Consider the following 16834-nt stretch of genomic DNA (forward strand, 5'->3'; position numbering starts at 1 on the left):
GGGGATTATTGGTGAGCGACCTTAATCTAAAGCAAGCCTCGAGGAAACCTGAAGTGTTAGCCTCTGGCCATAGACTCTGTGCCGGTTGTGCACACTCCATCGTAGTACGGATGATACTTAAGGCGACCCGGGGACCCACCATTGCCACAACGGCGACAGGATGCTTGGAGGTAGCCACCAGCATAATGCCATACAGCTCCTGGAATATACCCTGGATTCATAATGCCTTTGAGAATGCAGCTGCCACTGCGAGCGGTATTGAGGCTACATGGCAGGCCCAGAGAAAGAAAGGGAAAGGCCCTCTAGCAAAGTATGAAACCCTAGATGTCATCGCCTTCGCCGGAGACGGAGGAACCTACGACATTGGGCTCCAAGCTCTGTCAGGTGCATTAGAGCGGGGTCATGACTTTACCTATGTCCTTTTGGACAATGAGGGCTACATGAACACTGGGGTTCAGAGAAGCGGAGGGACGCCCTTTGCGGCCTCGACCACGACGAGCCCAGCGGGCAGCGTCATCCCCGGCAAAAAGGAGTGGCATAAGCCCATCGACGATATTGTCATCGCCCACGGCATTCCCTATGTGGCAACCATGAACGCTGCGTGGCCTATGGACGTTATGAGAAAATCAAGAAAGGCCTTCGAGGTCGAGGGCCCAACATTCCTTCACGCCTTCATCCCTTGCACAAGGGGCTGGAGATATCCCATGGAACAGACCGTCTCCCTCTCAAAGCTGGCAACTCAGACATGCTTTTTCCCACTCTATGAGTGTACAATAGATGACGGCCGACCCCTCTACAAGCTCTCTGGGCCGAGCGCCGGGATAGCCAAGAGACCAGCCTCAAAAAAACCTGTGGAAGATTATTTAAAGTCCCAGGGAAGGTTCCGGCACCTGTTCAGGCCTGAAAAGCGTGACGACCTCATTAATAGCATCCAGGTCTGGGTTGACCATAAATGGGAGATCTTACTGGAGAAGGCCGGTGTTTGAGCCCTCCACCCTTTTAACCATCTACCCTTTTTTCTTACCAGATGCTATCCAACGACTCCGTCACAGAAATGCTTGCTAAGCGTGTAGCCGGCGAGATAGTTTTAGCCCAGAATCCGGGAGTTACCATGAGAAAGTGGCGGAGTCTTCTCCAGGTCAATCAGGTTGAGATGGCTCAAGAACTCAGGCTCTCCCCTTCTGTAATAAGTGACTATGAGACAGGGCGCAGGCGATCTCCTGGGAGTGCCTTCATCAAGCGGTTCGTTAGGGCTCTACTGGAGATCGATAATAGAAAGGGAGGACGCTATGTGCAGCAGATGTCTAGGATAGCTTTGACTCCAGGTGACGTGTTCCGCGATATCAGGGAATTCGTGGCACCTGTCAAAATCGGTGAGATCTGTACGGCTCTAGACTGCGAAGTTCTCGTAGGGAAGGGATCCTTCGAGCAGGAGGTCTATGGATACACGGTGATCGACAGCCTTAAGGCGATCAAAACTCTCTCAGGCCTTGACTTCTACAGGATCTTTGGGACTACCAGCGAGCGGGCTCTAATTTTCATTGGTGTGAGCCACGGTAGATCCCCTATGATCGCGGTAAAGATCAGCCCTTTCAAACCCCGTATCATAATACTCCACGGAGCTAAGGGGGATATCGATCCTTTGGCTATAGTTCTTGCCCGTAGCGAGGGTATTCCACTGGCTATTTCTCGATTAGAGAGCGAAGACGCGCTCGTACAATCTCTTTTAGACCTATATCGGGGCACGCAGGAGTAAATGGGGATCCCCGTTTCATTAATTTCCTGTATAATCAAGTATTGGTCGGATTTTTCATAATCTAACCTATGCGTGAAACGATCACAATGGGTTAATAACTTTTTGATCTGGGGTCCCTCGGCAGCATGATGTTAGGGGAACTAGAGAGAACCTGATGAACCTTAAACGGGGACATGCGACAATTCGTGTTAAGGATCAATGATATCCACAACGGTTTAGGTTGAGCCGATCAATACCGTCTAAAGGAAAGAAGGGGCTCCTCATCTTCTCAATTATAGGCGCTAGGCCCCCCCGCTTCAAGCTGTCTCTTTGCGATGATAGGGCTTACGACTGAGGAGAAGATCAGAGTTCCAATGACGATGGGAAAGCATAGGTCTGGGTATATCCCGGGGTTGGTTATGAAGTTCATTTCCGGGTCGAAGATCAAGGGGAGCTGGGACATTACAAGGGTGGATGTCCCCAGTGTATAGACAATTCGAGATATTACCTTCTCCTCGATGGTGAACCCCATGAACTTTCCGATGGAGGAGGCTATTACGTATCTGATAGCAATTAGTATCATTACTAACTCTAGACCAATCAGGAAATATTTTGTTGATATGATAACTATTAGACCGATATAGACGAAATAGTAGGATTTCAGGAGAAAGATAATTTCCTCGTTGAAATCGATAAGACTTTGCTTGTCTGTTCTGAGGCTCTTGTTGATTTTAAGCCCTTTAGCCACCTGCTTATAGTTAGCTAAGACTAGCCCGAAGACGAAGACTGCCATTGTCCCAGCTCCGTCACCTGCTAGGTTCTCCGCGAGGAAATATGTGGGGAAGAGAGCTGCGAGGGTTATCATGTTGTTAAATGGCTCACCCATGAGCCTGTTTCGCACCTCAGCCCAGAACATGCTTATGACAAGGCCTATAAACGATCCCATTACGAAGGTGAACACGATATCCCTCGCGCTGTCCCTAATGGAGACCCCGGGGAGCATGATCATCCGGATTAGGGTGATGGCAGCCACCATCCTTATGGGGTCACATAGAGTAGACTCTAGCATTAGGAGAGCCCGAGAACTCTCCATGTTGGGGAAGAGCCTACTGAGGCCATCCATGAGGCTCGTCACGGCGACTGTGCTGATCCCAGCCACCATGCTCCCTAAGAGCATTCCCTCGATTAAACTGAAGCTCCCCGGGGCTATGAAGCTGATAGCCAAGCCAATTACAATGACTATGGCAAAAAATGTAGTAAGCGTGAGGGCGACGGACTTTAGAAAGGTCTTCTGTAGGATCCGGAAATCCAGCCCTATCCCCGAGTTGAAGGTGATTATGCAGATGGCAATCACCCCCATGAGAGGCGATACCGAAACGAAACTCTCCTTTTCGAAGATACCCAATATTGGTCCCAGAACAGTGCCAAACCCCAAGAGCCAGAGGATGTCTGGTATCTTCGTTTTGGTGTAGACTAGGCCACTCACATAGCTGAGGAAAAGGGTTGAGGAGACTAGCAGCAGGAATTTTTCCGGGGGGATCAAATTGGCACACCGAGCATTCTTTTATAAGATAAACCTAGCTATCCGGACGCATGTGGGCATTTAGGGCACAGTGATGATATATATTCATTTTTTTAGACATCCACTGTTGAACTTTTACATCAAATAATAAAGGACATTTAACAAGGGTGTGGATATGCACTGATGCATATGTAAGGTCTTTTCTTGGAAATAAACATAAAGACGCCAACGAGGATAGTGCCCCCTATTACAAAGGCTCCGATGATGTTATAGCTGTTCCAAAAGGAGATATTGGCGTTCACAGTGGCTATGTCGGCGATAGTGATGTAAATTTCGCTGGCTACAACCTTCTCCCGGGATCTGCGGCTTTCCGCGATATAGTGGTGCTCGGAGACGTTAAATGCTGTGACTATGTTGCTCGAGTACTCAGGTGCCCTCTTGATCATGTCTAGGGGATCCTTGGCGTTGGTGAGGGTTAGGTCTATGGGGATCCAGCCCCATGGGGGGATGTAGACCATGGCCCACCCGTGCCATCCTATTCCGTCCTGTACGAAGGTAAGGTGGCCTTCCCAGGAGGATGACTCGCTTGAGATGCTCTCGCTGAAAACTACCCCAATTTGTAGGAAGGCGGGTATCCCGAGACTGCGAAGTATTGAGATCATAAGGATCGCCTGGTCGTCGCAGTCTCCTTGGAGGCTCTCAAGGGTCTCATCAGGATAGCGTGGCACCTCAAAATTTCGATAGGTAATCCGAGTGATCACCCAGTTAAGGACATCCGTGACGATCTCAAGTACATCAGTGCTCCCGTCCATAAGCTCTAAAGCTAGGCCCTCGATCTCATCATTCAACCTAAAGGTCTCTGTCTCAGAAGTATAACTATCCACCAATCTTTCTGGAATATCCCTCAACGCCTTTGATTCCATAGGGTCGATAATGGGACGTTTTATCCCTCCTGACTCTATAAGATATTTCACTGAGAAGGCAAGGGATCCGCCGGCCTCAATTTCCGATGGTAAATCCAGGTATCCCACCGGTTTGCCCTTCACTCCGTGGATTTCTTCTAAAATCTCATGGCTTGCATGGATTATAATAGCCTTCTGTCGGTCGTTATTAACGAACAAAGGGACCTCAGCGTCATCATTGACGATGATATAGGGGGTTTCGCCCCGGTTCTCGAAGGTATATGTGGATTTGAACAAGTACCTTGACGGCTTGGCTCCTAGCGTTCCTGGGATGGCTCCTAAGAAGATTTGGAAGCATAGAATGGTTGCGACTGCCTTGGCTCTCAAACCGGGACTCAGAGGAAAGATTGAAGCAGGGTATTTGTATCTTACTGCTCATTCAATGTGGACCCTAAAGAGGTCTATGTCCCCCTGTAACAGCGGAAGGAATTCCTTCACGGATCTTTCCACGTCCTTGGACTGGGTAATGTATCGTCCCACGATGAGGATATCGGCGCCTGCTTCTAGGGCGAACTGGGCAGTATCGGGACGGATGCCCCCTGCAACAGCGATGAGAAGCTTGCTGTCCCGGAAGGCCTCCCGGATCTTTGAAATATAGCCCCATCTGACTTCGGCACCCCTATGCTCAGTGTCAATGGGTCTATGGAAGATGATCCCATCAGGGATTTTCTTGAGTCCTTTCAGCTTCTCCACAGGGTCATCCACTTGCATTAGGTCGAGGAATGAGTAGATCCCGAGCCTCCGGGCCTCGTAGATGAATTCGTCTATGGTGGCAGATGATGCTGCCCCAGCGCAGCATACCGCATCTGCGGTCTCCTCGAATGCCATGTCCACCTCTACTTTCCCGACGTCCATGGTCTTAAGGTCGGCTATGATGAAGCTGTCCTTTCTGATCTTCCTGAGCTCTCTGATAACTTGGACTCCGTATCTCTTTATGAGAGGCGTCCCCGCCTCAAGGATCACGTTGTCGTTCCTTGGGACATTCTTTATGACTTGTTTGATCATCTCGATATTTGGGTTATCTAAGGCAATCTGAAGATATGGGGGCCTCCAGAGCCTTGGGGGTCTGAAGCCCATCAGGGGGTGCTTAACCCTGTCCTTATCGTATTGGATTTTCTCCCAGGGCGGATAGGCCTGGAGAGCCCTGCTCAAGGCAAGCTTGGTGGCACTGTAGTTATATTGCCATATTCTCCGCTCGTCCTTAGCCTTTGGGTGGATAAAAACGCTGACGATGACTACCCAGTCATCAAGAATGGCCATTGGAATGATACCGTCCTCAACGGCATCAGCTACTGCCTTTGCGACGGCTGATTGGGCCGGCCCGAAGATCTTTGCAGCATCCTCCATGTTTTTGATCGTAACCTTGGGGACGATGACTGTATGGGGCTTCGGGGTGAGATTGGGGCGGATCACCGCGAGGAGGGGAGTGTGTCCGGCAGAGAGATGACTCAAGGATTGGGCAAAGGAATAACCCACGGGGCCCTGCTTGTCCCCGATCATGAGATCGATGTGTGCTATTTCGTCTCCCTTTCCCACCAGAGCCTCTCCAATTAATAAGGCGCCTCCTTTGTAAGATGAGCTAACGCTGAACCTATCGATTGCTGCTCTTACTGCCTCGCTCATGGACCCGAATCTTCCTTGTTCCACTTGGCTCTCGAGAAACTTGAATTGTTTCTGAGTTATCTTTCCTGGTGTCCTTTGAAGGCTTTTGTCATCACTCATTAATATCTCTGAAAGCATGGGAATACCCATGTATAAAACCCTTCCAAAACAATGTGCCCTCTAGGTGTCACAAATAATATAGAATATACATATTTTCCCATAACTTTCATTTGATGTGTCACAAGATTCCTCTGATTTTTATGTTAACCTTACTATGATGGTTATGGAGGAGACTTACAAATTCCAGGGGGATATCAGATGATGACTTGTCCGCTTTTATCATTAGTGTTCTATTGCAGATAAAGTTACTTTTCCTGATCACTATATCTGAGGGGCTGGCAAGGGTCAGCCGTGGATGACCTTTCCCTCTTACAACTAGGCTTTGATTACCGGTTTCCATGATGAAAATAACTTCCGCCTTCTCGTTCTTGATAATGTCCTTGAGCTCTGGGGAAATGTCTTTCAGACCTCTCTCGGCATGCACAGCGAGAATACAATCACCCTTCCTCGATAGATATTTGTCTGTTGTTACCATAATCGTCGTACTGTGCTTGGATGTAATATTGGCGTGGCCCCAGGCTGTGAACGAGTCTTCCGCCTCTCTTTTTTGTTGGTTTATTTTGTCACCTCATATGCATATATGGGTTGAAAAAAAATGGGTTAAAAAAAAGGAATGAAGTTGAGTCTAGGTTAGAAAGCTTGTGTCTCTTTCTCGTCGGCGCTTGATGTTCCCTCTGAGGGCAGCTATTTGGCCTCTGTGGATTGCTATCTCCAAAATGTATGAAAAGAGGCCGAAATCTCTCCTCTTGGGGCCACCCCAAAGGGGTATAATCTCAGCTAGAGATGCTGATTCTAGATTACCTAGGCCTTCGAGGACGGTTTCTTTCCCTGTCTGAATATCGGCAAGGGCCTTTTTCAAGCTGTAACCCTGTTTCTCGTATTCTTCAGGCCATCCTTCAGGAATGTATTTTGGATTTCCTTTTATTATCCGTGGGAGAGAATAATTAGTAATCCTTCCTAGGTGGTTAAGGATCCATAGAACATTATTGGCTTCTTCAATTGGTTTCCAGTTCGCCTCAGTTTCCGTGATGCCCTCACATGTCCTTTCAAGTCTATTAAAAGCGTGCTCGGTTAATCCCTTTAAAACTGCTATATCCCTGTCCATGTTGTTCACCTTCTTAGATAACCTGGTGAAATATTAATAACCCTCTTTTAATTGGGCGGGAGTTAAAGATTAGTCTCATTTTGGTTTTTTTTATTCGGGGGAACGTTTTTAGGTTGTTTACTTGATGTCTTGGTGAAGTGGGCTGGTAGTTCAGTTGGTATGAATGCTGCCTTGGCAGGGCAGAGGTCGGGGGTTCAAATCCCTCCCAGTCCACCATAAATTTTATCCTGCGGTCAAAAAATATCTTGAGACCTCATCTCTGAAAAAATCAAACTAATTGATGAAATAGTTCAAGACTCCACTATTCAAAAGAATTGGTCCAGCGATGATGAAATCGAAACGATAGAACTCCCTAGGAATGGCGAGGATGTATTCCAAGTTTTTCTACAAACTAAGCTAATGGACCTTATGGTGAATGCGCGAATTTTCGGGATTTTTATTCTTTAACATGTTGGTTTATGTTTAAACAGGATTTAAGAAAAAGTAAAAACTGACGAATTAAATCATAGAATCAGTCTAGTCAACTCACTTAGCGTGTGTTTGTCGGTTTTCCTTAAGAGTAGGTGGCGCCCTGGCCGGGATTCGAACCCGGGATCTCCGGCGTGACAGGCCAGCATAATAGGCCAGACTATACTACCAGGGCAAGATTTGAAAGAAAGGAATCTCTAAGGCAGATAAACGTTGCGCCTAAGATGGACACCTCTTATTTATTTTCCTTAGCTATTATCATTGTCGAGGTCATGAAGATGTTAGGAATAGATCTCAACTGGGAGGTGATGAACTCGTCAAGTCGGTTCATATCCTTTGCTGTCACCTTGATGATCGCGTCATATTCTCCGTATATGGTTGCAACCTCTTCTACCTCCCTGAACTCTACAAGGGCCTTGCAAACCTCATCTTCCGTTCCGGTACTTACATTCACTAATATGTAGGCTTTAACCGTCATAATCCCTCGAACTATCGGAGGAAACACCATTTATAGGTGTATTGCGTTTGGCCACCATGGCTCCTAATAATCAGTAAGGATTTGGTCTTCGCAGTCATAGAATTGAGGATCCTTTTGTTGTCCTTTTTTCCCACCCCGATAATTCCAGCGCCCTCCATCCCAGAAGGTTTTACCTTACCGTGGACTGGGAATTCCCGGTCCTCCCTATAAAGATCGATTTGAACTGTATATACTGAAGTTTCTTTTTTGTTATTGACGATCTACTTTCTGAGCATCCACGGTTTTCTGTGAGACTGCTTGAAACTGCGTCCATGAGGGCTAGCTCCATTGCGAATATTGCAATTAAGTGGAGGACTAAAGTTTTCCTGATCTCTTCTAATCACTCTATGGTAATGCTATCAAGGGTCATATCTAGCGCTTGACGGAATCTGAACTTAATTTAAAAACTTTTCCTTCAGACATAATTAACGAAAAAGTTTCATTTAATGGAGACTATACGATCTTTTCCGCAATAGCTGCAGCAACTTGTTTAGTTGTGGCCTCGCCCCCTAGGTCGGGAGTGAGCGTCTTCGCCTCTTTCAGAACACCGATCACAGCGTTATCGATAGACTTGGCGAACTCTATTTCTCCAAGCCACTCAAGCATCATAGAAGCTGACAGGATCATCGCAATGGGATTAGCGATGCCTTTCCCAGCTATGTCAGGAGCGCTGCCATGTACGGGCTCAAAGATGCTACAATTCTCTCCAATATTCCCCGATGGTGCCATCCCCAGTCCTCCGACGATAGCAGCTGCCTCGTCGGAGAGTATATCCCCAAACATATTAGTGGTCACAAGGACGTCAAACTGCCCCGGGTTCAAGAGAAGTTTCATGGCACATGCATCAACTATCATCTCCTGGTATTCCATGTCGGGATAAGATTCTGCAATCCTCCTACAGGCTTCAAGGAAGACCCCGCAAGTCAGATCCAGTACGTTGTTTTTATGTACACTGGTAACCTTACTCCGATTGTTTTTAGATGCATATTCGAAGGCAAACCGTGCAATTCTCTCTGACGCCTGCCTTGTGATGATCCTGAGATTGAGGCCCCAGTCTGGGCCTCTGTACCCTAACATCTTGTATAGCCCTTCTGTGTTCTCTCTTACCATAACGATATCTACTTCCTCTCTAAGCGAAGGGACGTTTGGATAGACCTTGGTGGGTCTAACGTTAGCATATAACTTAAGCTCCTGTCGGAGGGGCAAGATCACTTCCTTCGCGGTCTCTCCGACCGCAGCGAAAAGGGCAGCATCGGATTCCCGGACTGCCTCCACGGTTCCCGGTGGCATCGCTATACCCGTCCTAACCTTTAACTCATCTCCAACCGGGAGTTCCTTGAACTCGAATGCGATTTTCCCCTTGCTCTCTGCTAGCATCTCCAGGATCGAAACCGCGGCTGCCATAACCTCAGGGCCGATACCATCCCCTGGGAGTGTTACGATCTTGTATAGGGTTATTTTCACCAGCTCTCCATGTTTTCATTTAGATAGCCTGCAAGGCCTCCATTGTTGAGGACTTCTACCATGAATTCCGGAAGGGGAGTGAAACGCAGTTCGTTGTATGTGCGATTAACCTTAATGGTTCCCCCTGAGATGTCTACTTCAATAGTATCCCCTTCCTCCACCGCATCCGTTATCCCAGGGCACTCCAAGGCGGGGAGCCCGATATTTATGGAATTCCTGTAGAATATACGGGCAAAAGACTCGGCTATGACTATGCTTATCCCTGCGTATTTCAAAGCAAGAGGTGCATGCTCTCTGCTTGAACCGCAACCAAAATTTCTTCCCCCTATTAAAATATCTCCCTCCTGAATTTTATTAGGGAAATTGGGACTGATGCCCTCCATTGCATGCCTTGCCATTTCCACGGGGTCCACCAGCTCTAGGTATTTTCCAGGAATTATAAGATCGGTGTTTATGTCATCACCAAAAATCCATACCATGCCTTTCTGTCTCACTTATATCACCTTAAGTCCCGGGGGTCAGTGATTACACCCTTTATTGCCGAAGCTGCAGCGACCGCGGGCGAAGATAAATAGACAAATGCTTCAGGGCTCCCCTGCCTCCCCTGGAAATTCCTGTTGGATGTTGTCAATCCAATCTCGCCTGGCGCCAGGAGCCCTATATGACCCCCAAAACAGGCTCCGCAACTAGGGTTACTGAAAATCGCCCCCGACTCCACGATTGTTTGGATGATCCCTGCCTTGAGAGCTTCAAGATAGACTTCATTAGATGCAGGGACTACTAAAAGTCTGGTATCGGGATGGACCTTTTTGCCCTTCAATATGGATGCAGCAACTCTGAGGTCCTCCAGTCTGCCGTTGGTACATGAGCCTATAAATGACTGGTTGATCGCAGAGCCCTCAACCTCACTGATAGGCTTCACATTGTCTACTTTATGAGGACAGGCTATTTGGGGCTCTAGATCGTCCACTGGGACATCTTGTATCATCTTATAAGAGGCATCCTCATCGGAGAAAACAGGATTGAATACCCCGTCCGTCCTGTCTCTGAGATAGGCATACGTTGTCTTGTCGGGCTCCACGATGCCGGCCTTACCTCCAAGCTCGATGGCCATATTGCATAGTGTCATCCTTCCAGAGACACTCATCTTGGAGATAGTGTTTCCGTGAAACTCCAAAGCATTGTATGTAGCTCCGTCAGCCCCAATAAGTCCAGCGGTTTTTAGGATGACATCCTTAGGAGTCACAAACTCAGGAAGAATACCCTCAACTTGGACCCTAATAGTCTCAGGAACCCTAAGCCAAATTTTCCCTGTAGCCAGAATTGCCCCCATGTCGGTTGAACCTACCCCTGTGGCGAAAGCGCCAAAAGCTCCATGAGTGCAGGTATGGGAATCTGCACCAATCACGAGATATCCGGGTTTAACATGGCCTTTCTCAGGGAGCACTTGATGACAAACTCCAGATTCGACGTCATAAAAGTTGGTTATTCCCTGTTCCTTTACGAACGCTCGGATATCTCGGTGGACAGTTGCCGCCATCAATGTAGACGCTGGGGCGACGTGGTCGAGGATGGGGACGATTTTGGTATTGTCCCAAACCTTTTTCCGACCCATAGCCTTCATAGCTTTCACCGATAGGATTGTGGTGAGGTCGGGCATCATCGCGACATCAACTCGGGCCTTTACAATTTCCCCAGCAGATGCGTCCTTTTGCTCTGAGGCTCTAGCTAGGATCTTCTCAGAGATCGTCCTGCCCCTCTGATCTTCAGTCGATGTCATGATTTTCCTTGGAAAGGAGCCTGTTCATCCCTTTTAAGATTGCGTCCACACTCGCCATCACGGTGTCCCCACTTACACCGTTCGCAGTCACGAACTTGTCACCTTGTTTAAGGTGAACAGTTACATCTGCGACTGCGTCGGTGCCCCCTGTTATAGCCTTCATCATGAACTTTTCAAGTGAGACGCTAGTAAATCCATTAACGACGTTTCTGATAGCATTAATCGCGGAGTCTATTGGGCCGTTGCCAACTCCAGAACCTTTGTATTCTTTGCCACCAACTATAAGGGTAACTGAGGCTGTGGGTGTAATCGTATTCCCTGTGACAACGAGGAGCTGCTGGAGTTTTACATAGTCCTCCTCCTTTAGGTCCATTACATGCCTTGCGATAGCGTAAAGGTCTGCATCTGTAATGGCTTTTCCGGTGTCTCCAAGCTTCTTAACCTTGGCCGCAATCTCCTTCAGTTGTTCTCTAGTGGCTTCGAGGCCGAGATCTGCCACCATATTAGAGATTCCGTGCCTTCCTGCATGCTTCCCAGCCACCAACCTGCTCCGTTTTCCTACGAACTCAGGACGGAGGATCTCGTAGTTCCCTGAGTGACTCAGGATTCCGTGTACATGGATTCCTGCCTCATGTGAGAAAGCGTTATCTCCGATTATGGGAGTTGAGGATGGCATGTAGACACCACTTAGTCTCTCAACTAGGGCCGATGTATCCGCGATCTTTTTTGTATTGATTCCTGTCTTTATTTTATATTGGGCCGCGAGGCAGACCACAACCTCCTCGAGAGAGGTGTTACCGGCCCTCTCACCCAATCCGTTGACGCATACGTGGGCTTGCTCCGCACCCGCCTCTATAGCGGCAAGTGTATTGGCCGTAGCCTGACCGAGATCATCATGGGCATGGGCGCTGAGGGGGACGTGGGTTGAGGACTTAACCTCCTTAAAGAACTCATATGTCATCCGGGGGGTCATAACACCAACGGTATCCGGAATATTCAGCATCTCGGCACCAGCATCCTCAGCCGCGTTGCAAATCTCGATAAGAAAATCCATCTCGGTACGTGTTGCGTCCTGGGGACTGTATTCCACGAAGACGCCATGATCCTTGGCATATTCAATGCCCTCTATAGACCGCTTGATTACGTCCTCTCTTGTAGTTTTCATCATTGTTTTGATATGTAGGTCACTAGTTGAGATGAATATGTGAATATAGGGAACATCACATTTGAGGGCTATGTCAATATCCTCCTTGAGGGGCCTCGAGAGAGCAACAATCTGAGCGTCAAGCCCAAGGGCTGCTATCCGCCTGACTGATTCAGTTTCACCCTCAGAAGTTATAGGGAATCCCGCCTCGATCCGGGGGACCCTCAGCTCGTCAAGCTGTTGTGCTATCAAAACCTTTTCATCTACAGTATATGTGACCCCAGGCATTTGTTCTCCATCCCTGAGGGTTGTGTCAAATATCCAGACATTGTCAGGAGCGCGACGCTCCAGATCAGCTTGGTATTGGCTCAGGTAGAACTCTTTTTTGCTCATATAGGATACCTTGAGGTGACCAAACAGGTCTCATACAAACTAATAACAATTATGCGTTTGGAAAACCACATATCAGGATCTCTGAATATAAACGGAGTTGAATATCAATCCTCTAATTTCCTACAGGCCGTGTGTAATAAAGGGAAAAAAAGTCAAATGAATAACCTTGGACCTCACTACTCCACATTGGGAGAATACGGAATCCCATTCCATATGATTAATAATACAACATTATCTAAAAACTTTTGCAGGTGTTAACCTACAATAATATTTATAAGCTATAATAAATAACAGTAAATTAAGAGGAAAAAACGATCATACCAACGACAGATACTCGCGCGGAGATGATTCTACCTTTTGGTCCACTCTCGTCCAAGTGTCTCCCTGGCAATAACGATTTTTTGAATGTTAGCTGCGCCCTCCGCCCCAATGCAGTAACTCATCACCCCACGGATTCCCATCTCCAGAGGACATTCCTTTGTATATCCATATGCGCCCATCCACAGCATCACCCTCCTGAAAGTGTCGAGGGCGTGATGAGGCGCGAGATATTTACACATCGAGAGATATTTTGAGACTTCGAGTGGTGTGAATGTACCATGCTGGTATTTTTGGTCCATCATCCAGGCCGTTCTGTATATAAGCATCTTGATAGCCTCGTGATGCGCGACCATATCAGCGAGGTCGAATTGAATGCCTTGGTACTTGGCTATGGGCTGACCAAAAACATTACGCTCCTTGATATATTCCATACCGATTTCCATGGCTCTCTCTGCTGCACCAATGCAGCTCGCTGAGACCAGAACCCTGGCTGCGTCGAATCCCTCCATCGTTAGATAAAAACCCTGCCCAGTTTCTCCAAGCTGGTACTCTTCAGGAACCTTAACATCGTTCATTTTGAATCCACCAGTGCTGATGGCCATTCTTCCATAATTCTCGAACCGCTTGGATACTTCAATCCCCTCCATGCCAAGTGGGAGGTAGGTAGCAGTCATGCCCTTATGCCCCTTAGATCGGTCACTGAACCCAGTTACGAAATATCCTCCTCCTATTTTCTGACACTCGTGAGTGCCACTTATATACGTCTTCTCCCCGTTGAGAGTCCAGTGGCCGTCACCTTTCTCGAAGGTTGTGTGGAAGCCTGAGACATCTGATCCACCACCTGGCTCAGTGACCCCAATACCGATGAAGGCCTCACCCCGGGCAGCCCTTCTAAGGCAGATATCCCGGACAACATCCTGACAGTACTTATCCACGACGAACCCCCAGCTGGCTTGAACGAGGAAAAATACGGGCAGTGAGACGGAGATATCTGCATAGCCTAGCTCTTCCGCCGCAATTGTAGCTGTCACCCAGTCCGCCCCGACTCCTCCGTGGTCCTCAGGGAGGGTCATGCAGAGAAGACCTAGGTCCCCTAGCCCGCGGATGAGGTCCTTACCAAGCGTGTGGTTTGTATCGTTCTGCCTCACCCTTTCCATGGGGAGGTTCTTTGCCAGCCATCCTCGGATGGCCTCCCGAAACAAGTCTTGCTCCTCAGTGAAAGCAAAATTGATCAAATTATTTCACCTTTTCCAACTATATCTAATACTCGCTTTATTAAAAGACTGATTCAGTCTTGGAGAATAACTCATTTCAACCACTATGATCTCCCGCAGATTAGAACGTGGAGAGTAAAAATAACTTCACTGTCCTCTGAAGATAACGTAGAGATTAATATGGGATAGGAATTGACAGCTAACTAATAGCTTTAGATTATTGCAATGAGGCACATAAAATTACATCGAAGATAAAGATAATGACATATACTACTGCCATCTTTTCCAGATACTGGCTAGAAGCGCCCGCGCTTTCTAACCTCTCTTCTCCTTGAAGGCTTTAATCAGAGCTGGGAGTACGATGTAAAGATCCCCAATGATGGAGTAATCGGATATCTTGTGGATGCTGGCATTCTCATCCTTGTTTATGGACACGATAATCTGGGATTCCCTTATTCCAGCAACATGCTGAATAGTGCCGGAGATACCGCAAGCTAGATAGAGTTTCGGGGAGACCTTCCTACCGCTAATCCCAATCCACTCCTCCATCCAGCCCATGTCTGCTGCAATGGGTCTTGAGCATCCCACCTTAGCTACTAAAACTCCTGCAAGCTCCTCTAAGATTTTTAGATCTTCCTCAGTTTTGATGCCCCTTCCAGCAGCAATGATAACGGGGGCGCTTTCGAGGTTCCTATCCTTCCTAGTTTTCTCCCTGATCTCTATAACGCTTACTTTCGGCTTGGGGAGAGACAAATTGAGGGTGACAATTTCACTAACTCCAAAGCTTGGATCTGGTGTCTCAAATGTCTTACTAGAAACGGTGGCGATATGAGGCGCCAACCTGCTAACTTCAGTGCATATTGTAGTACCTGCATACATGAATCGTTCACCCACTAGATTTCCCTCTTCGTTAACGTCAAGACTCAAACATTCAGACATGCAGCCCGTATCTAGAGCCGCGGCCACACGTGCAGCAAGCTCTTTTCCCTTCTTTGTTGCTCCTATGAGTATTATCCTGGGATTGGAGGCTTCAACTGCTTTCAAGAATGCTGCTTTGTAGGCATCGATACTGAAATACGTGAATTCAGGGCCATCAGCAATGAAAGTTTTCTTGGTCCCATATTGAGTGAGCTCTCTAGAATCAGTGACTTTCGAGCCTACAATCAGAACGTTTAGTTTTCCGCCTATTTTAATGGCAAGTTCTTCTCCCTTTCCAAGGAGCTGGATTAGTAGCTCGCGGTCCTCGGAGAACGCCAAAACGTTTTTTGCCATATCGCTCAGCTCTCAAGCACCCCTTCGGAGATAATGGCCTTCACTAGCTTAGCTGCGCTTTCAGTAACGGTATCGGCTTTTATCACAATTCTTTTTCTATTGACTTTTGGGGTCTTGATCTTTTGGATCTCAATCGAAGATAAGGCCTTTATCTCCTCAATAGATAGGCCCAGGTCCGCGACCTCCCACTCTTTAATTGGTTTCCTTTTTGCCTTCATGATGTTCATAAGGGAGGGAATCCTCGGTTCATTGATCTCTCTCACTACAGCCACCGCCGCAGGAAGGTCCACCTCTACGATTTCATCAACGTCCTCTAAATCCCTCACTGCCTGAAGAGTCCCCTCATAGAGCTTAATCTCCTTCACGTAAGTTACTTGGGGGAGGTTTAGGAGTTCAGCGATCCTCGGGATTGTTTGGGAAGAGAGACTATCAAGAGACATCTCTCCTCCAATGATAAGATCATAAGGGCCTATCTTTTCCACCGCAGCCCTGATTACCTTGGAGGTAGCTCGAGAGTCGAGTCTAGCCAGCTTGTCGTTTTTTATGATGTAAGCTCTATCCGCCCCCATGGCCAGGGCAGCTAGGATGACTGTTCTTGTCTCTGATCCACCTATGGAAAGAGTTATGACCTCCCCCTTGTTGGATTCTTTGAGTTTAAGGGCGGCTTCAAGGGCTCTCGTATCAAGATCGCTTATCTTTCTCTTTATCCCCTTGATTATGGGTTCACTTGTTTTTAGGTTGACCTTCATTAACTCTAGATCGACTATATCTTTTAACAATACAATTATACGTACTAATGCCCTAACCCCCAAGCAAATAAAATCTAAGGCGAATATTATTAATATCGCGCGCAGATTGTGTCTGCATCCATCGTGAAGGAGGGCCTTAGTGACCTAATTGGTAATCTGCCCCTCATTTTATCCACGTCCTCCCTCATTATCAAGAGCGTGGATAGATAGTTTAGATTGTGATGCTTCCATTAACTCTGATTGCTCGATCACCTCTATAAGACAGGTTTGAATCTGCCGTTCACGTACTTACCCTAACTACGTGGGTGGCATCACCACAGAGTTCCTTGTTGGCCTGTAAGAATCTAAACTATGGTGGAAACGAGTCTTTGTGTCTCCCCGATTCTATCTAGAAACCTTATTTTTTTCCTACTTTCTTCCTCTTGAGGACTAAAACTAAACTCGGGGGAAATTACTATAAAAATGT

General features: G+C 47.4%; 15 protein-coding genes and 2 tRNA genes. 3 read left to right on the top strand and 14 right to left on the bottom strand.

What is annotated here, in order from left to right:
• The first annotated feature begins 11 nt into the window (after positions 1–11).
• Positions 12–986 carry a thiamine pyrophosphate-dependent enzyme gene (locus tag QGG23_07365; protein ID MDP6049243.1) on the top strand — a complete coding sequence of 325 codons (975 nt, stop codon included), beginning with the start codon at positions 12–14 and terminating at the stop codon, positions 984–986.
• 41 nt (positions 987–1027) lie between these two features.
• Positions 1028–1756 (top strand): transcriptional regulator, encoded by a 729-nt coding sequence (locus QGG23_07370; protein ID MDP6049244.1) that lies wholly within the window; start codon positions 1028–1030, stop codon positions 1754–1756.
• Between the two features lie 268 nt (positions 1757–2024).
• Here QGG23_07370 and QGG23_07375 read toward each other — a convergent pair whose 3' ends face one another.
• From QGG23_07375 to QGG23_07395, 5 genes are all read right to left on the bottom strand, one after another.
• Positions 2025–3278, bottom strand: coding sequence for a cation:proton antiporter (locus QGG23_07375; GenBank protein ID MDP6049245.1), 1254 nt, complete (start codon positions 3276–3278; stop codon positions 2025–2027).
• A 137-nt stretch (positions 3279–3415) separates the two neighbouring features.
• Positions 3416–4546: a transglutaminase-like domain-containing protein gene (locus QGG23_07380; GenBank protein ID MDP6049246.1), complete on the bottom strand. Its 1131-nt coding sequence runs from the start codon at positions 4544–4546 to the stop codon at positions 3416–3418.
• Positions 4547–4594: 48 nt separating this feature from the next.
• Positions 4595–5941 (bottom strand): bifunctional 5,6,7,8-tetrahydromethanopterin hydro-lyase/3-hexulose-6-phosphate synthase, encoded by a 1347-nt coding sequence (locus QGG23_07385; GenBank protein MDP6049247.1) that lies wholly within the window; start codon positions 5939–5941, stop codon positions 4595–4597.
• 118 nt (positions 5942–6059) lie between these two features.
• Positions 6060–6500, bottom strand: coding sequence for a DUF371 domain-containing protein (locus tag QGG23_07390; protein MDP6049248.1), 441 nt, complete (start codon positions 6498–6500; stop codon positions 6060–6062).
• Between the two features lie 66 nt (positions 6501–6566).
• On the bottom strand, positions 6567–7046 hold the full coding sequence (locus tag QGG23_07395; protein MDP6049249.1) for a DinB family protein: 480 nt from the start codon (positions 7044–7046) through the stop codon (positions 6567–6569).
• A 139-nt stretch (positions 7047–7185) separates the two neighbouring features.
• On the opposite strand from QGG23_07395, the gene QGG23_07400 reads away from it, so the two are divergent.
• Positions 7186–7262: transfer RNA gene (locus QGG23_07400), tRNA-Ala, on the top strand.
• A gap of 348 nt (positions 7263–7610) precedes the next feature.
• Here QGG23_07400 and QGG23_07405 read toward each other — a convergent pair.
• The 9 genes from QGG23_07405 to QGG23_07445 all read right to left on the bottom strand — a co-directional run bounded on the left by QGG23_07405 (position 7611) and on the right by QGG23_07445 (position 16368).
• A tRNA-Asp gene (locus QGG23_07405) sits at positions 7611–7689 on the bottom strand.
• 60 nt (positions 7690–7749) lie between these two features.
• Positions 7750–7992 (bottom strand): Lrp/AsnC ligand binding domain-containing protein, encoded by a 243-nt coding sequence (locus QGG23_07410; protein ID MDP6049250.1) that lies wholly within the window; start codon positions 7990–7992, stop codon positions 7750–7752.
• A 492-nt stretch (positions 7993–8484) separates the two neighbouring features.
• Positions 8485–9495, bottom strand: coding sequence for an isocitrate/isopropylmalate dehydrogenase family protein (locus QGG23_07415; GenBank protein ID MDP6049251.1), 1011 nt, complete (start codon positions 9493–9495; stop codon positions 8485–8487).
• Complete coding sequence (locus QGG23_07420) at positions 9492–9974, bottom strand: 3-isopropylmalate dehydratase small subunit (protein ID MDP6049252.1); 483 nt, start codon at positions 9972–9974, stop codon at positions 9492–9494. The genes QGG23_07415 and QGG23_07420 overlap by 4 nt, the downstream gene beginning before the upstream one ends.
• Before the next feature lie 20 nt (positions 9975–9994).
• Positions 9995–11275, bottom strand: a complete 1281-nt coding sequence (locus QGG23_07425; protein ID MDP6049253.1) for a 3-isopropylmalate dehydratase large subunit — start codon at positions 11273–11275, stop codon at positions 9995–9997.
• Entirely contained in the window at positions 11262–12812 is a 1551-nt protein-coding gene (locus tag QGG23_07430) for a 2-isopropylmalate synthase (protein MDP6049254.1), read from the bottom strand. The genes QGG23_07425 and QGG23_07430 overlap by 14 nt, the downstream gene beginning before the upstream one ends.
• Positions 12813–13162: 350 nt before the next feature.
• A complete protein-coding gene (locus QGG23_07435) occupies positions 13163–14368 on the bottom strand; it encodes an acyl-CoA dehydrogenase family protein (protein ID MDP6049255.1) in 1206 nt (401 codons plus the stop codon).
• Positions 14369–14662: 294 nt separating this feature from the next.
• Complete coding sequence (locus QGG23_07440) at positions 14663–15619, bottom strand: electron transfer flavoprotein subunit alpha/FixB family protein (protein MDP6049256.1); 957 nt, start codon at positions 15617–15619, stop codon at positions 14663–14665.
• A 5-nt stretch (positions 15620–15624) separates the two neighbouring features.
• The gene (locus tag QGG23_07445) at positions 15625–16368 is read right to left on the bottom strand and encodes an electron transfer flavoprotein subunit beta/FixA family protein (GenBank protein ID MDP6049257.1); all 744 of its coding nucleotides are present in this window, start codon (positions 16366–16368) and stop codon (positions 15625–15627) included.
• Between the last annotated feature and the right edge of the window lie 466 nt (positions 16369–16834).

This window comes from Candidatus Bathyarchaeota archaeon, assembly GCA_030739585.1.
Lineage (GTDB): Archaea > Thermoproteota > Bathyarchaeia > TCS64 > TCS64.